Here is a 21561-nt window from a genome sequence, read left to right as displayed (position 1 = left end):
TGTGAATGATTGGGAGTGGGATGGATTTCCTTGCTTTCTAACGAACCCTTATCATGCCAACGAAAAAAAAGTACTCAGGAAAGGAGAGTTCTACTTCCTCCCTTGAGCAAACCACTAATCCTGAATCTCAATCAACTAATACCAATCAGGATTCAAGTTCTCTGAAGTCACACGCTGAGCCTCTCCTTCAGAAAAGCGAGAGAAGTAAATCCGATCTGTCTAATCGACCACGTAAATACAGTCGCCAGTCATTAGCCCAACGAAGCCTACCACTTACTATTCGGTTCAAATTAATCAAACCTACCAAAGGACAGGAATTCCGCAACCCACACCCCTTAATGGCCACAGTCCGCGTACGGCAGGGTGAAAAACTACAATCCGCAGAAACTTACCTAGATAATTCCCTGGTCATTAATCCCGCCAACTGGTCAAATGAGAGGCAACTCAGCTGCTTACCTGGTGATCCACTTAATCGAAAACTAGCTGCGGTTAAGAAAAAGGCCAAACGAATTTATCAAAAACAGGAGGATGCCGGGTTCGTCCCTAGTGCCAAGTCGATTTCCCTGGAACTAATAACCGGAGAAACACCTGAGTTAATCAAGGGTAAATGGGGCTATTCTCAACCCACCTATGATCCTAAAAGTGCTTATAAACTCATGAAGGAATTGACGCCCCAGAGTTCATTGGCTCTTGCCTACCAAGCCTATACCGCCTATTTACACACGAAAAAGAATACGGCTGGGGGCTTGTCAGATATCACCTTAGGCCGCTGGGCAAGGGGCCTGAAATTGCTGAATGCTTTTGCCGATGCCACTGAAGTACCGTTGCCAGTTGTGAGTAAAATTAGTCTGGGCTGGGCCAAGCGTTTTCATACCTGGCTGCAAACCCAGATTGGCGGACCAAAATGCCTTAAGCCCATCAGTATCAGCCAAGCTACCCGGTTTGTGCTTAAGATCTCAAACGTGCTCGACTGGATGATTGAGGAGGATCTGATAACCACCAATCCAATTAGTCGAATAGGGTGGCCAAAATCACCGGACAAAGAGGTCCTTTTTTTAGAGGCTGAACACGTACACCACCTGCTAACCCTGGATTTGAAGGGGACAAAAGGAATTACTTACTGGTGGTTTCTATTGATGTGCTGCACCGGAATGGACTATCTGGATGCGATTGATTATGCTAAAAATCGAAAAGCATTCGAGGTGCTTGGGCCAGCTGGCTGGAAAATAGTGGGCCATCGCCATAAACCCCCTCATAGCGAATATCACTTACCACTACTTAATGAGGTAAATGCACTGTTTAATATGTGGCCAAATGGACCCATTCGTTTAACCAGCAACTGCTTAAATCAATATACCCATCAAATTCAAAAGGACCTTGGTATCCCTTGGCGTATTACTATCAAGACAGCTCGAAAAACGTTTGGCAGTTTGATGTTAGCCGCCGGGCATCGAATTGCCGACGTGAGCTTAATGCTTGGCCATCGGAGTATTTCAACGACGGAAAAATATTATGTCAAAGTGCGTGGTACCTCTATTGACCGGAGCATGGAGCGCGTACAGGTTAACATCAGCGAATTAGCCGCTAACCAAGTCAGCAAGCTGCCTCCCATGTAAACAGGGTACCGGTCTTAGCCCCCCAACTGCTGTATCCGCATATCCAAGGATTGAATTATTTCCTGTTTAAGCTCCTTCAACTGCTCAACTGTGGTCAGTGCGGTTGACAACTGTTTATCTCTCAAGGGCTCACCTTCGCCCCGGAGTAAATATTCGGCGGATATCCGTGGTTCAACGGTGCATATACTGACCAATGTATCATAGCCAGGATTACGGGAGCCGTTTGCAAAAGCATACATAGTTGGCACATTTAAGCCATAAGCAAGCGCAAAAGCATTGGGTGTTGTATTCAACGCATCGAGAATAGCCTTGATTCGCGTAACGGGTTCTGTCATGTGAAGCTATTTTTTATTATAAATTTAACGACATTAAAGTTAAATACACAGAAACTATAACATTTTATAAATTTCAGGTAGTTATACTTGCTTTATACTATAAAATAAGGTAGTTTTACTTCACGATATTATAGGAACGAAAACGGCTGTATAGAATCAGATATGATTGCCCAGCCTAACGGTAGATACCTTGTTTATCTATGGAATAGCCCCAACGCTACGAATCTTGGCAGATAAAGCGGAGGGGCTATGTGTCACACTTTAACATCTATCAAAATGAACACGGAGCAAAACTACGTGGGTAGGGATTCCCATGCAAACACCAACCAGAAATCGGGCCAAAACACCCAAGAAGAGCTTCCTCAAGTTTCCGAGGAGGGCCGTACTTTAGAAAGAACTACGCTTCTTTCCCTGCGTAAATGGGCAGTAGACACGCTCGCTTATGCTGAAAAAGGTAAATTTTTGGCAGCCTTTGAAAAAAGAAGTGTACGACGTAGCTTGACGGCTTACATAGAACTCTTAGATAGTCATGTTTACAGAACGCGGATTGGAGAAGGCATTTTCACTATTTCAATTGAAGAGGCCAACGAATCAATAGCAGATCACTTGCAATATCAGGCTGAAATCAACAAAGAGATGAGTTGGTTTGAATTAGCTCCTTATCCCCTTCCTGATCATATCCATGCTAAACCTAGTGAATGGCGGGATAGACACTCGTTCCGAGCCTTTCATGATAAGATGAGCCCTATGATTAACAAGGGTGATAGCTTATCCTGTGTGATCATTGACCAAGCTGATTATAAGAAAGACAGCGTAGTGGTTGTTTTTTTTCGGCAGCGAAAAAACAGACTACGTAAACTCAGCTTTGGCCGAGTCAAGAAAGTGGATGCTAATTCCATTACGCTGGGGTATGACCATCCAGACTGCAAAGAAGATTACATCACTATACCCCTACGAATGGTCCTGTTCGTGCTAAAGGTTGAAAGCGCTCAAGCACCTTCTAAACCGGTAAAATAATCGCTACACCTATGAAAACGACCCTAACTGATACCGAATTCGAGAAACAACTGATCGCCCTGTGCGAAGCCTACGGCGTCCACGAATTTGCTATCTATGGACGCTTTGCCCAGACCATTGACGCTAAGGGCAACCTCTGCCCACCTAACCGGTACATCTGGTCCAATGGCGAGCCGATGATAGCCGCTGAAGCTGAATATCACCTGGGCCTGATAGCCGAAGGGCAGGAGCCCTGACCATTTAGAGTAGTCTTTCTGAACACTAACTATATCCAAATAATAAGATAACGGTCCTACCATTGTTGGCAGGACCGTTATCATTTCAAGTCAGGCTTGATCAGGAGCCACAAGCTTCACATTCCTCCCCATTACGTTGGGCTTCAATAATACAAGCGGCCCGACTCTGGTTGATGTTCTAACCGACAACCTGCTTAAGTTAATTGATGATTGTTCTCAATCACTTTACTAAGGCTTTGAACATACCTTTTTGAAAGGAAGCAGCCTCGGTTTGCGTGACGACGACTACCTCAAAGGTGCCCTCAACCGCTTTTTGGGCGGCATTATACCCTGTCACCCGGATCCAGCCGCTGCTACGGCCAGTAGACGTATACGTTTTAATGATGCTATCGCCCCCCAGTAACCAGTAATACGTAGCCGCGCCATCTTGGCCAGCACTTCCGCCGGTACGGTCACCATGCGGGTAGTAGGAGTGTATAGTACCGTACCCACCGATCCCTGCGGTAGCTATTGGTACGGCGAAACGGAAGAGTACTGCCTAGTCATCAAACCGGCCTGTAGCGTTCCTGTGGCCAGCCTGGGCGGAAGTGCTACCCTGACCAGCGGCCAAACCACGACGCTTACGGCTAGTTTGATGGGTACCCCTCCCTTTTCATTGACCGTCAACGCCAGTCCTGGGGTACCCCTCAGCTTTACGGGGATTGCTACGTCCTTCTTTAGTTTCACCGTAACGCCGGCCGTCAGCACCACCTATACGATAGCCCAAGTCGTCAATGCGTGTGGCGTGAACTCCTCCAGCGATGCTGTTATGGTCACGGTCAATCCCTGTACCATCCTGTATACACTCAAAGCTGGCGATTGGGATGACCCTACGGTTTGGTCCTGCCACCAGCTACCTAGCCCGAACGATCTGGTGCAGATCGGTCATCGGATAACCGTTCCAAATAACTTTATAGCCCGTGCCCTCCGGGTACTGTATAGCCCCGGAGGGCAGTTGATTTTCATCTCGACGGCCCGGTTGGCGTTGGATGTTCAGCCTTAGCTGCCTGGCTGGACTATCAAAACATTCCGGTCGAGCTGCCGCGCCTTTCCTCGAAGGATAGCGGTAAGCAGTCGACTCAACAAAGCTGACCCTCCAGCTAAGTCTCGTGAAACTTAGGGCCGAGCCATAGCCAATCCTAAGAGAGTTTCCTAAAAGAGGAGCGAGCTAAAAGGCGCTTGTCGCGCCAGCGTTACTTCTCGAAATATTGAACAGAGGTTGAAGCAGCGTTATTGCTCGCAACCGTATCACCCACGCTCGAAACAAGCGCAGTGAGGCTTAATAAACCTCTCGTATTGCCAGGTGTGATCACGCCACTCAAGCCTACCCGAGAAGAATTGCCGCCCGCAATAACGATGCTGGACGTCAGAATCCAAAAGTTAGGATTGCTATTATCAAAGCTCCAATTGGCATTTTGCACCAAACCGGTCCCCACAAAGGTAGCGGTGGGATCAAACGTAAAGTTGACTAAAGGATCTTTGGACAGATAGACAGTGATGGTTCCGACGGTGGGTACTTGACTAAGGTTGAACACCGATATTCGAGCGGTCAGATTGGTGGTGCCGTAGGTAGTAGTAGGCGAAACGTTGAGAAGGATTGAAAGGTCAGGGCTGCCAGTTCGTTTGACCCGGTTACCAGCTGCATCGTACTCGAAAGTGGCCTGAGCGTAGCTGAGTTGAGCCACAAAACACAGGCAAAGAAGTAGAGAAAGGTTTTTCACGATTGGAAAATTAGTGTGAATAAACAGATGGATAAATTGTCACAATTGAATTTCATTTTTATTTGCGATGGGGTATTTATCAAATTCATTGAAAAGTTTTCCTTCTTTTATAGAGCAATTCGTTTGTCTACTGTAAACTCACAGTCACTTAGTTGCACTTTTCAGGTCAGTTACCTAATGAACATATAGGTCTTCTTCATGCATACCTTTAAAATTGAATAGGTTTTCGTCTACTTTTTTATTGACTTGCTAGTTGAATTTCAGCCAAAGGACTCAGTTACACTACTGTAATGAAGTGCCTCTATATTCTTTTATAATAAAGAGACTTGAAGAATTTTCATTTACGACTTCTCTCAAGAAGTCTTTATCTGTGCTTAATAAATCTATATTTAAATGGCCAGATATTTTTATAATAAACTGTAATTCGCCGTGCGAAATGTCTAAATTTTTATACAAAAAAGCGTCTTCATTAAATACGGCAAATGGATATGAAATTAAATCCTTGGAAAAATTTAGTATATCATCCTTCGTAAAAATTAATGCCCCCTTAAATGCATTTGGAATATTATTCTGTTTGAATAATCCTCGTAAAGATGGCAGGTTATCCTCGTCATTAGGAAACCATTTCAGATCTTTATCATCGTGATTTACAATCCAGAAAGAATCGTTATTGAGTCTTAAAATTATATCTTTAAATAAACTCTCATAAACCTCAACGAATTTCGTTAAATCCTTTTTTTGGCTTTCACTTGCCAATTGAAATGAGACCCCATACCATTTAGCAGGTGAATCAGAATCATCGCCTAAATATTCAATATATTGCCCTCTATCATAAGGAAGGACTTTTTTTACGTTCTTTTTAAATTCTATCATAATTCTTGCCTTTTTAATAATTAAAGATGCCAATTATGGAATTGGTATTAAGTTTCGTGGTGGGAAAAGTCTACTTCCCTCAGAAATGATAAGATATATTGTTAGTGCTGTTCCACTTAAGCCAACCGCTTCACCTATTCTATTGATCATGCCTGGATCAATCGCCCGTTGGACAAATGGGTATACAGGAGTATAGTTTCCTCCTTTAGGTTCTTGTCGATCCCAATGTGGAGCATGTGTTCCTTTGTGGTCATCTGGCACCCAAATACGCCCTTTTTTATCAATCCATCCACTTCCCGACCCATTTGGATTTCGCACTTTTCTATCTCCACCTCTAGGAGACTCATATTCTGGATGATTAGGTGGATTTTTCTTCATATCTTCCAATGAGGGTTTCTCCGGCCCATCTCCCCCCTGATTAGTTGGCGGATCAAACAGTTGATGTGCTACATGATTAAAGGTGGTTACAATCCCCGCTTGTGCGGCCCCTTGCCAGAAATTACCTCCAAACACCGCCGAGATCGTACCACCCGTTATGGCAGAAGCACCAATCATGGCCGCACCTTTCAGGTTTAATCCGCCCGTCGCACTGCCCATCAAGGACCCGGCCGCACTGGTCAGAAAACCTCGCCCAAACTCGCCACCCTGAGCCGAAGAAACGAAACCACCTACCAATCCGTGAGCCGCCACCTGAAAGGACGCCTGTAGAATTGGATTGGTAATGCCTTGAGCCACCTCGCCGATCCCCGTTGCAAAACCTGCCGTGACGGCTCCTGAGATGGCCGAGAACGCAAATTGACCCCAATCCCAATTGTTAAACCCGCCATCGCTGAAGGCCACACTCAAGGTATAACCCAAGGCACCGATCAGCGCCCCCAGCAAGGGATTGTTTCCATCTGGATCAGTATACTTTAAGGGGTTATTAAATCCATACGAATATCGATTAAAACCCTGTGTACTGAAAGGGTCCTGCACAAAATTATCCGGGCTTAGCACTCGTCCCACCACGGGGTCATACAGCCGACCGTTCATGTTGATCAGGTTAAACTCCATCAGGTGCTCATGCCCCGTGTAGCCCCGGTACAACCAATCGGGTGTGCCGCTTACCCCCGTGTAGGCCCAGGTAATGGGGTCGCGTCGTCGGCCCCAGGCATCGAAGTTCTGCTCAAACTCGACCGTGCCACCGGCGTTGGTCACCGTCAGGATTGAGCCTAGGTGATCGGTATAGACATAGTGGTAGGCAGCCGTGGCTAGATTATTATTTTCTACGACCACGATGGCGATCAGGCCTGCGGGACTATCGATGTAATGGATGTCCCGATTGGGGCTGCCCACCTTAAGATCCTTTTCATAACCCGGCCCTACGTAATAACGCGTACGCTGCAAGGTGTTGTTCTGCTTCAGGATCCCCTTGATCCGATTATAATCGGCACCGTAGGTGTAGGTTAACTCGTAGTTGTTCTCCGTCAGCTTCTCGGGTTGCAAAAAGGCAGTGTAGATAATATCCTGTTGCAGAGCCAGAATGACATTCGTCGGGTTAGTCACAGCCAAGACCGCATTGGGCTTGCCAGCTAAGTAGCTGTAGGTGCCCGCATCAGTTTTGCTGCTGATGTTACCGTTGGCACTGTAGTTGATTGCCTGCCCCGTCAGGCCCAGTACCGTCGAGCCGGTCAACCGGTTGAGGTTATCATAGGTAAAACTCTCCTCCAGGCTGGTGGTATGGCTATCGTCTTTCCGTTTGGTGAGATTGCCCGTACTTAAGTCCCAGGTTAGTTTCAGATCCTGCACACCCTGCGTGTAGTATTGTTTAGGCATCCCATACTCATAAGTCATGCTGGTGGTTTTGCCATTGCCCCGGTTGAACAACAGGGGCTGTCCCTGCCCGTTCTGGGTGACGGCCGTGAACAAGGCATCGTTGCTGCTGTTGGTAATAACCGTGGCAAAACCATTGCCATCATAGGCATGGTTAGTATAAAAGCCCGAGGGGTAGATTTTTTTCGTAACATCCCCGTAGGTGTTATACACATACCCAGTGGTGTAGGAGGTGTTATCAATGGTTTCGGTGCTGCTGCTCAGCCGCCCATACCCGTCATAGGTGTACTCTGTTACGTTCCCGGCAAAGCCCGTTACTTTCTTGATCTGGTTGACAGCCGCGGTTCCTGCCGGGTAGTATTCGGTAGCGGTGGTTCCTTCGGTACCCGTGCGGGTGGTCACTCGCCCCATCGAATCGTAGACCAAATTGCTAACCTTGCCATTGGCATTGGTCTGTTGGGTCAACTCCCCGGCCGCATTGTATACGTAGGTGGTCGTACCTGCGTTCTGGTCGATGAGCTTGGTCTGACGCCCATAGTCATCGTATTCATGCACAACGGGCGTGGCCGACCCTTGCTTCACCGACAGCAGGTTTCCCTGCGAGTTGTAGATGTAGGTCAGTATACCACCGTTATCCGTGGCCGAAATGGTCTGACCGCTGGCATCGGTCTCCTTGCTACTGGCTTGTCCTGCTGGATTGGTCGTCGTTATGGTCAGCTTCCCGTTTACATCGTAGTTGTAGCCAATCGACGTTGTACCCATCCCCGTCACATTTACCGAAGAAGCCCGATTGTAGTCGTCGTAGCTGGTGGCGGTCGTAACCACCTGGGTATCGTTGGCGTTATGCGGCTGAATGCTGGTTGCTACATTACCCCTGGCATCGTAGGTTTGGCTCTGAGTGATGGCCAGCCCATTGAAGCCTTCGGTTTCTTTTTTCACCTCCCGGCCCAATACGTCCATCCAGGTCTTGACATCCGGCTTGCCAGGATGCTGCACCTGGTTGTAGTAAACCGCTCCGTTGGTTTGATCCCAGCCCCAGCTTTGGGTGATGGCGTAGCCTTCGGGCAAGCTGGTTTGGGTGGTACGGCCCCAGGCATCATACTGGTAGGACGTTGTTAGGCCATCGATGCCCGTACTTGTCAGGGGTTTTCCCCATTTAGCATCATAGGTAGCCGAATTACTTTGCCCTAGTACGTTAGTCGAGCTCAGTGTAAAGCGGCCTTTGGCGTCATAGGTTGAGGACGCCGTGCGGGCAGACATGCCCGCGGGCGTGACGGAAGTATTGGTAAGGTTACCGAGCGTGTTGTAGCCATAGGTCGTAACTACATTCTGCGCTAAGCCCGAAAAGTCGGTTTTTTTAGTGATTTGACCGAGGGTATTGTACTCGAAAGTGGTGGTGACCTCGTAGGGCGTTTGGGCCCCACGCGTTTTACGGGTGGTCGTGGTGGTGGGTTTTGCGGCAATTGGCGTACCAAACTGCCCGAACTGGGTCGTAGTGGTGGTGGTTTCCACGCCGTTATCGGCGGTACTAATGGTTACATTGCCATTCGTGTCATAGGTATTGCTGCTGTTGCTGGTACGTTTCTCAAAATAATTGTCGGTATGCGTGCCGTTGACCCGATACCAGTAGCGTTTGTTGCCCAAGGGGACCCACTCATTAGTCAGAGTCGTCTGGCTCATCAACCCATTCCGGTTGATAGTGGTGGATTTGGGGGCTAGAGCAAAGAAGGTGGTATTGAACTCGTTGGCCGATACGGTCGTATAACCCGTGATGAGATTAGTTGTGCTCACGCTGGTGAAGCCCAGTAAGCCCTTTCCCGCCCGGTGGAACCGGGCATCGCTGTAACTGTACTGAATGGTTGAGATTCCGCCGATGCCGTTCTGAGATTTAAATTCCGAAACGGCATACAGGGCGGGCTGGATCGAATTGACCGGATAATTGCCAACTCCTTTCTGATAAAAGCTTCCCCCAGCCGTCAGGTTCTGGTAGACCCATTCGGTCACGTGGTTAAACCCATTGCTGACTTTTTGTAAGAGGTTATTCGTGCCATCTTTGTTAAAGAGCGTATAGTAAAGATTCGTACCGCCGGAAGAAACCAAGTCCGTTTTTCCGTCCCCATTGAAATCCACCGGAGAATCTACAATGTAAGTAACAGTTGACGGACGGCCATAACCTTCCTGAGTCTGCTCAAGGTAGGAGAGTTGTTTGTAGGTAAAGGAATCACCTTGACTGTAATAGATGTCTGTTCCGGTGAAAGTATGGATATCGTAACCAGTTGAGTTCGGATAATTTATAATTCGACTCCACTTGTAATAGAGGTCCGATTTCCCATCGCCATTATAATCGCCTACGATTATATTATCACTCTGGCTAACAACAGGTGGGCTACTTGGCCATGACTGTACTAAAGCTAACGAACTCTGGTTAAATCCATCCCCAGTAGAAATCGCTTTGGTAACAGAAGAAAAATCGAATGGGGCTTGAATAAGGTCCGTTTTCCCGTCCCCGTTAAAATCGCCAAAGAAAAGATACTGATTAGCGATTGGGAAGGTGCCATTATAAAGTCGTATTGCCGTATTACCCTCAAATGTAAAAACTTCACAGATGTTATTTTTAATAAGCATCAGGTCCGTTTTTCCATCCCCATTGAAATCAAGCGTATTGATATCACTGGCCGTTGCCCAGGTGGTAGGTGGAAAACTGGTTGTTCCCGGGATAGCTATGCTGCCGCAGGAGCCTCCAGCAATGTAATTACTACAGAGAAAGGGTTCAAAGCTTCCCGCTACGTTTCCCAGTATGGTAATGTATTCGGAGATACCATCGCCATCAAAATCACCGAGGTAGAAAAATTTGTTATTTAAAGGAATGCGATAATAATTCGGTTGCACTGATCTAATATGCGACACGAAGGAAGTACCCCCGTTGGTGCTTTCATAAATCGTTATGTTTTCCAGTTTAGATTCTGTTCCATTGTTACTAATATTTAACATCAATATATCATCCAAACCGTCCCCGGTAAAATCGCTGGGCAGAAACGTTTTGGAATTGGGAATCTCCTGTTTATTAACCAGGGTGGAGCCGGTAGTAAGGGTCTGAGAAGCTATTTGCGTGTACCCGGTACCTGTCGCATTTGCCTTATAGATGGAAAAGCTATCAAAATAAGAAATATCAAGGCTAGTGGATGATTGGTGAGCGGCCAATATCTCCTGCTTGCCATCCCCGTCATAGTCACCCGAAACCGCCTGAATGCCATTTCCACCCGGGATGGCTGTATTGATGGTCGTGGTCTCTACCGGCGTATCGCCGTACTTAAAAATGGTTGGGTTTAGCGGGGTATTGTCACTACCGAATTCGGTGACTGATTTTAGAAAGGAATTGATGGTATCGTAGCCATAATCAAACTGGTATTTCTTAACGACGGTGCCCTCTGCTTTTACCGTAATCAGGTCCAGCAGATACTTGCTCAGAACCGATGATCCTCCCTCGTAGGTCGTTCGAATATCGGACCGAATTTTATAGGCAAATTCGATGACATTGTAGGGGGCCAGGGACGAGCCAGGCGTATCATTGCCGGTATATTTGATGGCAGCGATGCGGGAGTCGCGTTCGGTCGACGTATCGGTGTATTCATACTCGATATAGTTGCCATCTGGGTAGCGGATTTTATTTAACCGCCAGACCATAACCGCGTTGCCCGTCTGGCTCACGAACCGGGAGCTGGCCGTATTGCCAAACTCCATTTTCGTGCCATCTTTGGCGAGCACCACAAAGGATACAGGGCCACTACCCTGGGTCCCGACGGAGGTGATGGTGGCAAAGCTTTCACTCTCGGTGGCGTAGATTGTCCCGTCAGAGCCATAGGTTTGAGTCGTATTGGTACTAATGAACCGGGCTCCATCCAGGGCAAACCGGTCATTGGCACTTAATTCCACTGGCCCGGCTGCTCCATCGTGATAAACCGTGCGGGCTACACGGGTAATCGCCGACAGACCAGATAGATTCCAGCCCATGCCCAACAGGCCATTGCCGCCCATGGAATTGTACTCGACTGAAAGACTGGGCGCAATGCCATTGGTGCCGGGTGGCACCGCGATGGGAATGGAATAGGAAGCCCCGCCCGAAGCGCCCGCCGAACCGGCCAGACTCCCCACTGGCAGGCTGACATTAATGGATTTTGCCGCAAAGGTAGCAGGCGTTGCTAAAGAGGAATAATTAACGTTTTGAGCCAGACCCGCTGAGGCAAGCAGCAGTAGCAGAAAGCCTTGGAGAAAGGATAATTTTTTACCCAGGTAAAGCGATACGCGCATAAATCGTGTGGACTAGGGATGAAAGATTTTCTGAAGAAGGGGTTAAAGGGCACTGACGAATCTGGCAGCAAGATTAGGCTCAATTGTTTTAAATCTATACGGGTTTTATCCAAATTTTGACTGAAATCACCCTTTTCCCGGACGAAATCAACTAAAAAGCAGTTATTATCACTTATTATATATTTATCTTTATAATGAATATTTTGTAGTACTCAAATTAATTAATAAGTACAATTACTTATAATATTATTACGAGATTAAGTATACATGAAGCTAAAATCATTTATATTGAGCTGTCTTATAACTTAGTTGAATTCGCATTGGTATATAAAAAAAGTACAAATTCAATCTTTTTGTTAGTTGACGGGGATAACAGTTGAATGACGGGGTCATAAGTGATGACTAGTGGAAAATTATGATCGCGTATCGCCAGCAACAAGGTCCTAAGAAGTTAGCCTGTTATTGAACCTGTTAACTGATCACTGGACGACGAAGCTGGTTCAACCTGATGCATGCTCGAAGAGGATACGAGGGAAAAGATCGGCCCATTCCGTACCGGCTTGACTCAACGTCTGCCTCTTCCTCCACTACTTCGATAAGTTGAACCGCTACTTTTTGATCGATAGCTACTGCCAGAGCTCCGTGTCCGAGTTCCCCCAGTTGACCCATAACTACTAGGACTACTCGACCGGCTTGATCCATTGCGGGGTAAGTACGTTTTGTTGCCGTGGCTATTGATGTAATACCTGCCTCCTCGTGGTCCTGTATGAATGGTAGCCCCAGTGGAAGGCGTATATCCATAGTTGTCAGGTAAACTTGTCGAATTATCGGGCACCGAAAGACGCATTCGGCCTGCATAGGCAATACCGGGAATTGCGGCATCACGTTTACGTTTAACTTTAACAATCCGGACGAATCTAGCACGAGCAGCGGGTGAGTAAAAGCGGTAGCCCCTATATTCTACAGGCACAGTTCTACCTAATGCCATTTGCCTGGTACCTGTGGCCGATACAGTGTCACCAACAGCAGCGGTCAGGATGGGAGTCCCAGAGAAAGAGGGAAATTCATATAGGTGGATAGGCTCTTCTGCTATATATATGTACCGATCAACTCGGCAACCGATTAAGCAAAAGCAGGTAAGCAACACAGCGATAAGGAAAGATAACTTCATGCGGAATAGCTGGTGTGTTTTTCCACAAAGAATATTATTTTCCCCTATTCATACAGCTGGATATATTAAGCGGTCATAAAAAAGCCCCGAATCGACAAGAATTCAGGGTGAATGGTAAATGCTCCTAACATAGTTACCTCCAACGACGGAGCTATTCGTTAGTCGTTACGTAGTATAACACTATGGCCGAAAATAGGGTGGGCATTTCTGAATCTAGCTGATCTGTGGCCATTGCCACTAAAAGTGTAGGCATAAAAAGCCTCCGCCCGCGTTGACTACTATTAGTTCAGGCGTTCTGCGTTCCAGAACGCAGCTATTTGCTCCGCTTCTTTGTAGGCATCATTCCGAGCCCGTAATGCTTTTTGACTCAAGTTTATCGCTTCAAAATACCGTCTTTGTGTTTCCCGGTGAAGATGATCCATTTGCTTTCGTTGTGCATGAACCTGCTTGAGAATCCGGTTCGTACGTACATAACTAAGGTAAGTCAGCCCTAAAAGTATAAACGCGATGCCAATTGTAATAGCCTCTGCCACGAGCATGGTGATTAATGTAAGGTTTATGAATCAGTAGCTGTTTTTACGAACTGAATAGGGTAAGTCTTGAGCAATAAAGTGGGCGGGTGCGGCTAAGTTTTGCGGCAAAACAAAACCCCAGTAAATACCAGGGCCTGTCTTGTCATATTCTAAACACGTAGACTTTTCATTAATACAAAAGTCACGTTGGTACTATGCTCTTTCCTGATTCGGTTGGAGTTTTTAAATAAGCTTACCTATGATCATCGACGCGTCAGTCCGCTTTCGCTAATCCTAATCTTTATTCTATTGGCGAAGGTAGAACAGGGTACGTTTACTTTTCTGATTAATAGACCATATGCCGCCAAACACCGACTAATAGTCGGTATAACTCGATAACTATATCAGCTCAAAAGAACGTAGAGGGGGCTTTTGGGCCATTTATTGCTCAGGTTTTCGACGCAGTAGGACGATATGCTGGAGGTAATTTAGTCAGCCTAAGTTTTCAACGACAGAGATCTAGCTGGTAGCGCTTCAACAGTCAGATGGCAATGATGAGATGGGAAGTATTTTGGGCGATTCAACCGGGCCCATCTATAAAGCCTCCTAGTGCTACAAAAACCAGCGTTGCGGTAGTTTAGTTGAGCGTGGGGATAAGGCCCGGTTTGCCAAGAAGGTAAGCTGGGCCTTTTTGATGTATTATTGCTCATTACTCATCATCCTCACTTTTCTCCGTCTTGGTGGTCGTTACTGGGCCACCCGGTTGTTCCTTCCCGTTCTCCTGGGAATCAGTCTTGACGGTCGTTGTTTTAGTGGTCGTTGTCTTGGTTTCTTCTGAATCTGGCATGTTGCTTTTGTTTAAGGTTCCTACTGACAACTAGTTAGTCGAAAACATGTTATCAACACTAACAAAAGATAAAGACAGCTTTAGCTAACTTACCAGCGCCCATATCCAGCTTAGAGCGAGCGCCACAAAGACCGTTATGGCGAAAACTACCCATACCCAGGGTCTATCAAGGAGTGAAAAAGTTTTTGTTTCCATACTTTACTAGACTAGTTATTACCTATCGAGTCACATTGTAAACAAATTATAGTGTAAACTACCTATTGGCAACAAAACGGAAGCCGCTTGTAAGTAGCTGGGTGTGCTTACCTAAAAGGCTACACGATCCGTGAGATAGAATGAAGTCCGGCTATTTCAGGCCTTTGTTGGTAAGCCTGGTGTAGGTAGGGTAATGTCCATCTCTTGCCTGTATAGATTTACCACAAAGGGTGGTTAAGAGTAGAAGAATTGAGCTAATTTGTCAGCTGTCAATTCACCTGACCGTTTCAGAGTGCCTACTGACTTGGTTGCCACCTAAAAAGAATATGATCCAACAGACTTTTATCTCTGAAGGACTCTAAATCGTTTCATAATACCGTTTGAGAAATCAAATCGCTTCGGTCAGTCCGCCGGTGCGGCTCCGATGAGCGATAATAAGCAAGATCTCAATTCTAAACGGCCCCTATAACTATTCGTAACGCCTTCGTCAATGTGTCTTTTTCCTCTTCTAGCACGCGTATTCTGTCTAATAAGTTATCGACTTGATCTTGTAAAAAACGCCAGTCTTTCTGATTCGGAATTTTATCTTCTTCACGCTCTATAGGCAAAGCAATTGCCACCTCTTCCTTGGCTTCCGTTTGCTCTGGCTGCCCTTCTCTTTTCCATTTGAAAAGTGTAACTTTTGAAACCCCCAGGGACCGAGACAATTTCGAAATAGTCACCCCATCTGCGATCTTATTAAGGACATCTCGTTTAAATTGGTCGTCATACAACCGACGTCCGTCACTTGGTGGGCGGGATGGATTCAGGTAGTAGCGTTGCCAGTAATAAACTTTACCAATGGGTAGGTTTAAGTCCGTTGCTATCTGAGAAGCTTTTTGTCCTTCTTTTAATAGTAGTACTGCCTTTTCTCGAAGCGTTTTAGGGGATTGAAAATGAGATTCCACAAAAGCAAATTCAGCTATAAACCCCTATATAATCCTTAGTTATCATATGTTGTTTGTGGATTTATGGAAAAAGATAACATTTTGATAGACAGACAGGAGGATTAACGCTTGCGCCAAGCTAATCCCACGGCATTTTATGTCATGTTGCTTAACTCTCATCCGCTTTGAATCAGGGGGTAGCTGACTCAGTTGGCACGGTCCGGCGACGGCCGACCGTGCCGCTGCCGTAGATCCGCCACGGGAAGGCTGTACACCAAGTCATGTACTAGCCTAGTCTTTTTTTCGGACCTTGACTTTGGTACGGACAATATATGATTTGACTACTTGACGCCCCACTGGGCTTTAGTCGTCTCAATACGCGCCTGTAGGGCATCCAGCCGGGCAAATAGCCTGTCGGTTCGTTTCTTTAGTTGCTCTTGCCGAAGACGTATACGGGCCTGGGTAGCCAGGGCTTGATCCCTGATACGCCACCCAGGTTCATGGTTCCCCAAGACGCTCGAAAAGTCGTCAGGATAGTCTAAGAGCGTATGCCAGGTGCGCTCTAACTGGGCCAGATGGTCAGCTACTACGTCGCCATCAAACGCCTCAACCGGTAATTTGAGTAGCTTATCTGGAGCCTCTCTTAGGGAAACTTCGTGCAGGTGCCAGCCCGCAGCCACCAGCATATTGAGAACATCAAAACAGGACTCTATATCGTCACCCCCATAACTACAGTTCCGATAGTCGCCTAGGGGGGATGTACAGGAGAATCGAATATAGACCATATGGCTGGGGGTTAAATTTGCCAGGCGGCAAAATAAAAAAGATCCGCTGGGCAGTTGGTTCCTCTAAGTTAGGGAATGGCCTAGATGGAATTACGTCAACTATGCCCTATTTTATGGGTATATAGATTGCCATATACATACAGCCGTTTCCACCTGGCTTTCTTGTTTGCTGATTACTAGGTTGTACCTTACTTGAGAGTAGATTCAACCTTTATGGAAAGACAAAACAAAGAGCACATATCGGAGGCTTTAATTAGAATGGAACTTACCAACCAGCTACTCACTCAACAACGACACACCGCTATAGCGAAACGAGAAGAACAGATGGGTAGGGGTATCCTCTTGCGGCATAGGATGCAGGTGATTGATGAGCGACTACTAGCCCTGCAATTTGAGGTTGACCGCTTCAAGCACGAATGCGGCCTACTTTGAACGCGAGCGGAAATTATCCATTCATCATCCAGCCTGGTAGGTTACCTTCGGAATGGGACTGTTGTCCAGGGTGTAACAGGGTTGAACCCGCAACGGTCAAAACCAACAGTGTAGCGTTTCAACCGTGACCCTGTTGGCCGACAAAACGATCAATCTCTTGCTGCATCCGATCCCTCGACTGGCGCATTTGCTCAATATCATTTTGGGTTAGCGCCCCCATCTGGTCAAGTTGCCAGGCCAACTCAACCGTCTGTTGCCGCCATGATCCCGCTGGCGTTGCTGGGTCAAGGGCATCAAAAATGGCTAGTTCAATTTCATCTCGGCTCATCATACCATGTCTTTACGTTGGGTCTAAAGATAGATGTCTTTCAGGGAATGCTAAAGGCTCTGGCTACAATGTTATCTACAGCACATCTACGCCGGGGGTATGGAATCTCCGTACTCCTTTACAGGTAAGTGACTTTTGAACGGTACGGTATCTCCATACTGTTTTGATGGCAAGTATCTTTCTTAGATTTGATCGAGATCAGCCTAAACCTCGTCTTAAAATTTCAATGGGTCAGGTTTCAACCGTGATCCTTGCCGCTGGCAAACACTACATTTGCTTATGCACAAAGAAGTTAGTAGTCAACAGCCGGATGAGCGGGCCAGGCTGGCTTTAAAGAAAACGCTGGCTATTGTTACCGGCAAATGGCGACTCCAGATCATCTATCTCCTGGCCGAGAGAACACACCGGTATGGGGACTTACGCCGTGCGATGCCCCAGATCAGTGAAAAGGTACTCATGACGGAACTGAACGAATTAGTCGCCTTGGGCTTCGTACAAAAAGAGGCCTTCCCCGAAAGGTCGCCCCGGGTTGAATACAGACTGACGCCAAAGGCGCAAACGATACTACCTGTTCTTGATCGGCTTGTCCTGGCGGTCGAGGCTTTTTTGACTTAATAAGGCTGATTATGCCCCTTTGGCAGTCCTGCAAGCGCCCTGTATCCATCAGGTGGCGAACCAACATTGGTACACAAAATCGGAATTTTGTTGCATCATTTCGGCCAAGGATAAAGCTTGGTGATTGCTAGCGACTAGATCCTAGGCCAATCTGTGTAGGAAGTGTAGAAAATGCAGGCAAAAAAAACATCTTTTTATTTTTCTTACCGTTTGTCCATTTCTAGTAACGGCAAAAAAAGCCTCCTTTTTAGCCGAATTTGGGAGAAAATAATGAAAGTAATAGACGCCTGAATTCCCACATTTTCCTTTTATAGGGTAGCAGGCGGAGTGCATTGAGTACATCGAGTCAGTACATTCAGCCAGGCCCATTCTGGCATTTCTCCTTTTTATAGATTTTTATCCACAGGGCCGAGGGGATGGCTGTGGATAAGGTCAAAAAGGGGTGTATAGGGGGCTTTTTCTGTGGGCAGATATACGCAGGTCATTACGGGCAAAACGTCCTTTTATAGTCGTGTTTTGGGTATGTTTAGTACGTTCCGTGACCTGCTAATCATACCCTTTTGTAGGTTTTGTAGGGTAGTCGTATAGGCGTTTTAGAAAAAGACATTATTGCTCAACAACAAGTTTAACAGTCAGAAAGACTTTTTATGATTAGTCTGTCTTTGGCATCTGATCAATGACTTTCATCGTTTCAACGCTTACTGTACACACGCGTTGCAACAGATCAATTACATGTTCTTTATAGTCAGCGAATCGGTAAGTATTGAACTTAGCCGCTATAGTTGGATCTGAGGGTTTTTTCTCTTTATATTGGTCTAGCACCCACTCCAGCGCTGAACGGTTGCCCAGTTTGTACTCCCAAGCAATAGCTGGAACGCCAGTAAGTGTCGTTAATTCATCAATTATGATTGCCCCCGCTGACTTATCTGTTTTTAAGTAAACTTTAGGTAATTTGCCAGCTAGTGGTGTATCAGCTTGAGGTAATTGGGTTTTAGGGATTGGCAGGCTGAACAAAGTTGGTTGTTGAGGGCCAGGTTTGCCTTCTCTGCGCTCCAAGGCATAAGGGGTAACGGTTTCGTACTTGATGTGCAAATCCATTAATGCTTTACCCCAAATGACCCATTGATCAAAGTTGGTATAGAAAGGTAGACGAGGAAATTCCCGCTTTAAATTTAGTCCGTATTTGGTGCGATATTCCGGGTGATGTAGTACTGCGTAGGTATAATGAAAGATAGCTTCCTTAGTTATACTATCATCTTTATAATTGACTATGAATTGCTGCAATCCCCAGTCTGTGATATTGTCCAAGCGGTTGCCGTTGCCATCATAGCGGTAAAGAGGGAGGCATTGACTATCCCCTGTAGCATGAAGGTCTATTATCTTATCTGTTCCCAAACAGTGAAAATCTTTATTATTACCCACAGTATTAAAGGCAATAAAATAGTTAATTTGGTTTGAACTATAAATATCTATCCATTGATAAGTCATTCCATTAAAATGTTTATCAAAATAGAAATGTTGCTTTATAAAAGGCCGATAAAGACTTGTAATAATTTTATTCTTCTCAAATTTCTTTGATACTCTTCTTTTTAGATAACCTTCTAGCTCTCTATCCCATTTTATATCAAATTTGTTTTCGAAATTTAGTTTATTCAATGTAAGATTGTATACGTCAATAAAAAACGCCATACGCTTTGATAAGGCTTCTTTATTAAAATCATAAACCCATTCATCACGTTGTGTCTTAATACCGCTAGTAAAAAGTTTAAAAACGGATTGTGCAGTTCCTTTCCCTTTGGCTCTTTTATCTATAATGGGAAGTAGCGTTTCAAAGTCATTCTCTGACTGATTTATCCAATTTTGTTTTGCATCTGGTATAATAAAATCGAAGTCAATTTCTTTTAGATGGTGCTCATCAAACCAACTTAACTTTTCTTTACGAGTCCACTCATCCAGCATAGAAGTATACCGAATTTGACATTTTTGCCCTCTTTCTTTTGTTTGCTTTATTAAAAACATTATTGCTACCCCTGTTTGAATACCAAACACATTATTTTTAGTGCCAGAAATTTTTGGATTAGCCCTTACATCGCTTTTCGTATCTATAATGTAAGCGTAGGTGTATTCTTCCTGTATACTTTTACGAAAACCGTCAAATGAACGACTATCAATAAAACTTCGATTTGTAATGAAAGCTATAATGCCATTATCATTTATCCGATCCATCGCCCACCGATAAAATCGGGTGTACATGTCATATACAACGATCTGATTTTGAGCTGTACCATTTTTAATGAACGTGTCCTTTATACGCTTATCAATTTGCTTATAAGTGCGGTTTGCATTTTGATAGTTGTAATTTTCCTGTTTTGCGTTATAGGGAGGATTACCAATAATAACCGAAATCTTGCGAGCATTTTGTGCCTTTACCCGCTCAGCATTTTCGGCACTCATACTTCCGAAAAGACTAGTCTGCTTTCCGGAAAATCCAAATCCTATATTATCGAGTGTATCAACAAAACATATATTAGGATATTCTTCATAATATCCCATTTTTTGTTTAAATGTAGCCTCAATATTCAGATTAGCTATGTAATATGGTAAAATAGATACTTCGTTACAATGAATTTCGTTCTTATATTTGTGAACTAATTTATTTTTTGGTAAATGCTCAAGTATATCACTTATAAATGTTCCAGTTCCTGTTGCGGGATCTAAAATTTCTACACCGTCACTTTCCAGAAATTTATTAAAGTGTTTATACAATAAGTAATCTGTACTATCAACCATAAACTTTACTATTTCATTAGGGGTATAGACAATTCCTAACTTGTCGGCTGCTTTAGGATTATAAGCTTTGTAAAAGTTCTCATACATTACTTTTAGAAAATGTTTTTTCTCTTTATGATCAGCAATTTGACTAGCACTACTTTTGATAACTGAATAATAAGGCTTAATATTATTTAATGTAGCACGTTTCACATTTCCTGTGAAAAATGTATTTTCTAATTTTTGCAGCTCTTTACTAATATTATTCTCTTGATGAAACATCGTATCATCAAAAATAGACACAAAAATATCCTCTGTTAAAATATGCTGAATGAGCATCTCATCAATTTCGGCCGAGGTAATATCGATGTTAATACTTTCCTTACAAAGAGACAAAAAATTTGTTTGTGCCTGTTTGAATGAACTATTATCAAGATTTTGTTTATCAATCATTTCCCGCAGGGTGCGAGCTATTTGGGGTAAGTCAGATTTGAGCTGCTCTAGAGCCTGTCTGAATCCCTTAACTTCGGGCCTTGTATAGCTGACAAAATCAGTAAGTAGATGGTGTAAGGGTTCTAGCTCTTGAACCGGGCACCTACCCAGTTCACTACCCTGACGAAATAGAATAGCTGTCTGGCTGTCCTCAAAGAGAATATTGCTATTAGGATAGCCAGCGGCAAACTTTCGCTCAATCTCTCTGCCTAGATCATCATTAGTGTCCTTACTTTCCCAATAGCCCCAGTCTAATCGTAAAGCATCCTTAAGGGTGCCATCTGGGGTAACCTTTTTGCCAAAAGGTGTCAGAAAATCCAGTTCAGGAATGAGTAGTAGATCTCTTGGTATAGCATAGCTATTTATTAGGTCTTCGAATGGTCTCCGGATTGACCGCTCGTTTTTAGATCCCCCATAATGAATACTCTTTTCAATCTGGGTATAGTATTGATGTATATTATATGTAGACATTAGAAAAGGTATATTTTTCATAGTAAAAACTTAATATTTTAAATTTCCAACTAAAATTATT

Annotated in this window: 16 protein-coding genes; 6 read left to right on the top strand and 10 right to left on the bottom strand. The window is 45.0% G+C overall.

Going from position 1 to position 21561, the window contains the following annotated elements; genetic code table 11:
• Nucleotides 1-53 precede the first annotated feature (53 nt).
• Nucleotides 54-1616 (top strand): tyrosine-type recombinase/integrase, encoded by a 1563-nt coding sequence (locus ACYVEA_RS12720; RefSeq protein ID WP_461113799.1) that lies wholly within the window; start codon nt 54-56, stop codon nt 1614-1616.
• 14 nt (nt 1617-1630) lie between these two features.
• On the opposite strand, the gene ACYVEA_RS12715 is transcribed toward ACYVEA_RS12720, so the two are convergent.
• A complete protein-coding gene (locus ACYVEA_RS12715) occupies nt 1631-1951 on the bottom strand; it encodes a hypothetical protein (RefSeq protein ID WP_461113798.1) in 321 nt (106 codons plus the stop codon).
• Nucleotides 1952-2227: 276 nt separating this feature from the next.
• Here ACYVEA_RS12715 and ACYVEA_RS12710 point away from each other — a divergent pair, with 276 nt between their 5' ends.
• The 3 genes from ACYVEA_RS12710 (at nt 2228) to ACYVEA_RS12700 (ending at nt 4246) form a co-directional block, all read left to right on the top strand.
• Nucleotides 2228-2968, top strand: coding sequence for a hypothetical protein (locus ACYVEA_RS12710; protein ID WP_461113797.1), 741 nt, complete (start codon nt 2228-2230; stop codon nt 2966-2968).
• 11 nt (nt 2969-2979) lie between these two features.
• Entirely contained in the window at nt 2980-3204 is a 225-nt protein-coding gene (locus tag ACYVEA_RS12705) for a hypothetical protein (protein ID WP_461113796.1), read from the top strand.
• A gap of 427 nt (nt 3205-3631) precedes the next feature.
• A complete protein-coding gene (locus ACYVEA_RS12700) occupies nt 3632-4246 on the top strand; it encodes a GEVED domain-containing protein (RefSeq protein WP_461113795.1) in 615 nt (204 codons plus the stop codon).
• Between the two features lie 190 nt (nt 4247-4436).
• On the opposite strand, the gene ACYVEA_RS12695 is transcribed toward ACYVEA_RS12700, so the two are convergent.
• The 7 genes from ACYVEA_RS12695 to ACYVEA_RS12665 all read right to left on the bottom strand — a co-directional run bounded on the left by ACYVEA_RS12695 (nt 4437) and on the right by ACYVEA_RS12665 (nt 16393).
• Nucleotides 4437-4964, bottom strand: coding sequence for a hypothetical protein (locus tag ACYVEA_RS12695; protein WP_461113794.1), 528 nt, complete (start codon nt 4962-4964; stop codon nt 4437-4439).
• A gap of 282 nt (nt 4965-5246) precedes the next feature.
• Nucleotides 5247-5870, bottom strand: coding sequence for a hypothetical protein (locus tag ACYVEA_RS12690; protein ID WP_461113793.1), 624 nt, complete (start codon nt 5868-5870; stop codon nt 5247-5249).
• Nucleotides 5871-11957 carry an FG-GAP-like repeat-containing protein gene (locus tag ACYVEA_RS12685; protein ID WP_461113792.1) on the bottom strand — a complete coding sequence of 2029 codons (6087 nt, stop codon included), beginning with the start codon at nt 11955-11957 and terminating at the stop codon, nt 5871-5873.
• 1452 nt (nt 11958-13409) lie between these two features.
• Nucleotides 13410-13667 carry a hypothetical protein gene (locus tag ACYVEA_RS12680; RefSeq protein ID WP_461113791.1) on the bottom strand — a complete coding sequence of 86 codons (258 nt, stop codon included), beginning with the start codon at nt 13665-13667 and terminating at the stop codon, nt 13410-13412.
• 682 nt (nt 13668-14349) lie between these two features.
• Nucleotides 14350-14487: a hypothetical protein gene (locus tag ACYVEA_RS12675; RefSeq protein WP_461113790.1), complete on the bottom strand. Its 138-nt coding sequence runs from the start codon at nt 14485-14487 to the stop codon at nt 14350-14352.
• 647 nt (nt 14488-15134) lie between these two features.
• Complete coding sequence (locus tag ACYVEA_RS12670; RefSeq protein ID WP_461113789.1) at nt 15135-15629, bottom strand: transposase; 495 nt, start codon at nt 15627-15629, stop codon at nt 15135-15137.
• A gap of 320 nt (nt 15630-15949) precedes the next feature.
• Nucleotides 15950-16393, bottom strand: a complete 444-nt coding sequence (locus ACYVEA_RS12665; RefSeq protein ID WP_461113788.1) for a hypothetical protein — start codon at nt 16391-16393, stop codon at nt 15950-15952.
• Between the two features lie 213 nt (nt 16394-16606).
• On the opposite strand from ACYVEA_RS12665, the gene ACYVEA_RS12660 reads away from it, so the two are divergent.
• Nucleotides 16607-16825 carry a hypothetical protein gene (locus ACYVEA_RS12660; protein WP_461113787.1) on the top strand — a complete coding sequence of 73 codons (219 nt, stop codon included), beginning with the start codon at nt 16607-16609 and terminating at the stop codon, nt 16823-16825.
• A gap of 118 nt (nt 16826-16943) precedes the next feature.
• Here ACYVEA_RS12660 and ACYVEA_RS12655 read toward each other — a convergent pair whose 3' ends face one another.
• Complete coding sequence (locus ACYVEA_RS12655; RefSeq protein WP_461113786.1) at nt 16944-17156, bottom strand: hypothetical protein; 213 nt, start codon at nt 17154-17156, stop codon at nt 16944-16946.
• Between the two features lie 276 nt (nt 17157-17432).
• On the opposite strand from ACYVEA_RS12655, the gene ACYVEA_RS12650 reads away from it, so the two are divergent.
• The gene (locus ACYVEA_RS12650; RefSeq protein WP_461113785.1) at nt 17433-17768 is read left to right on the top strand and encodes a winged helix-turn-helix transcriptional regulator; all 336 of its coding nucleotides are present in this window, start codon (nt 17433-17435) and stop codon (nt 17766-17768) included.
• Between the two features lie 651 nt (nt 17769-18419).
• On the opposite strand, the gene ACYVEA_RS12645 is transcribed toward ACYVEA_RS12650, so the two are convergent.
• Nucleotides 18420-21521, bottom strand: coding sequence for a type ISP restriction/modification enzyme (locus ACYVEA_RS12645; protein WP_461113784.1), 3102 nt, complete (start codon nt 21519-21521; stop codon nt 18420-18422).
• Nucleotides 21522-21561 lie beyond the last annotated feature (40 nt).

The sequence above is a fragment of the Spirosoma jeollabukense genome (genome assembly GCF_054777855.1).
The sequence above is the reverse complement of the archived record's forward strand: the minus strand, read 5'-3'. Positions and strand labels throughout refer to the sequence as shown.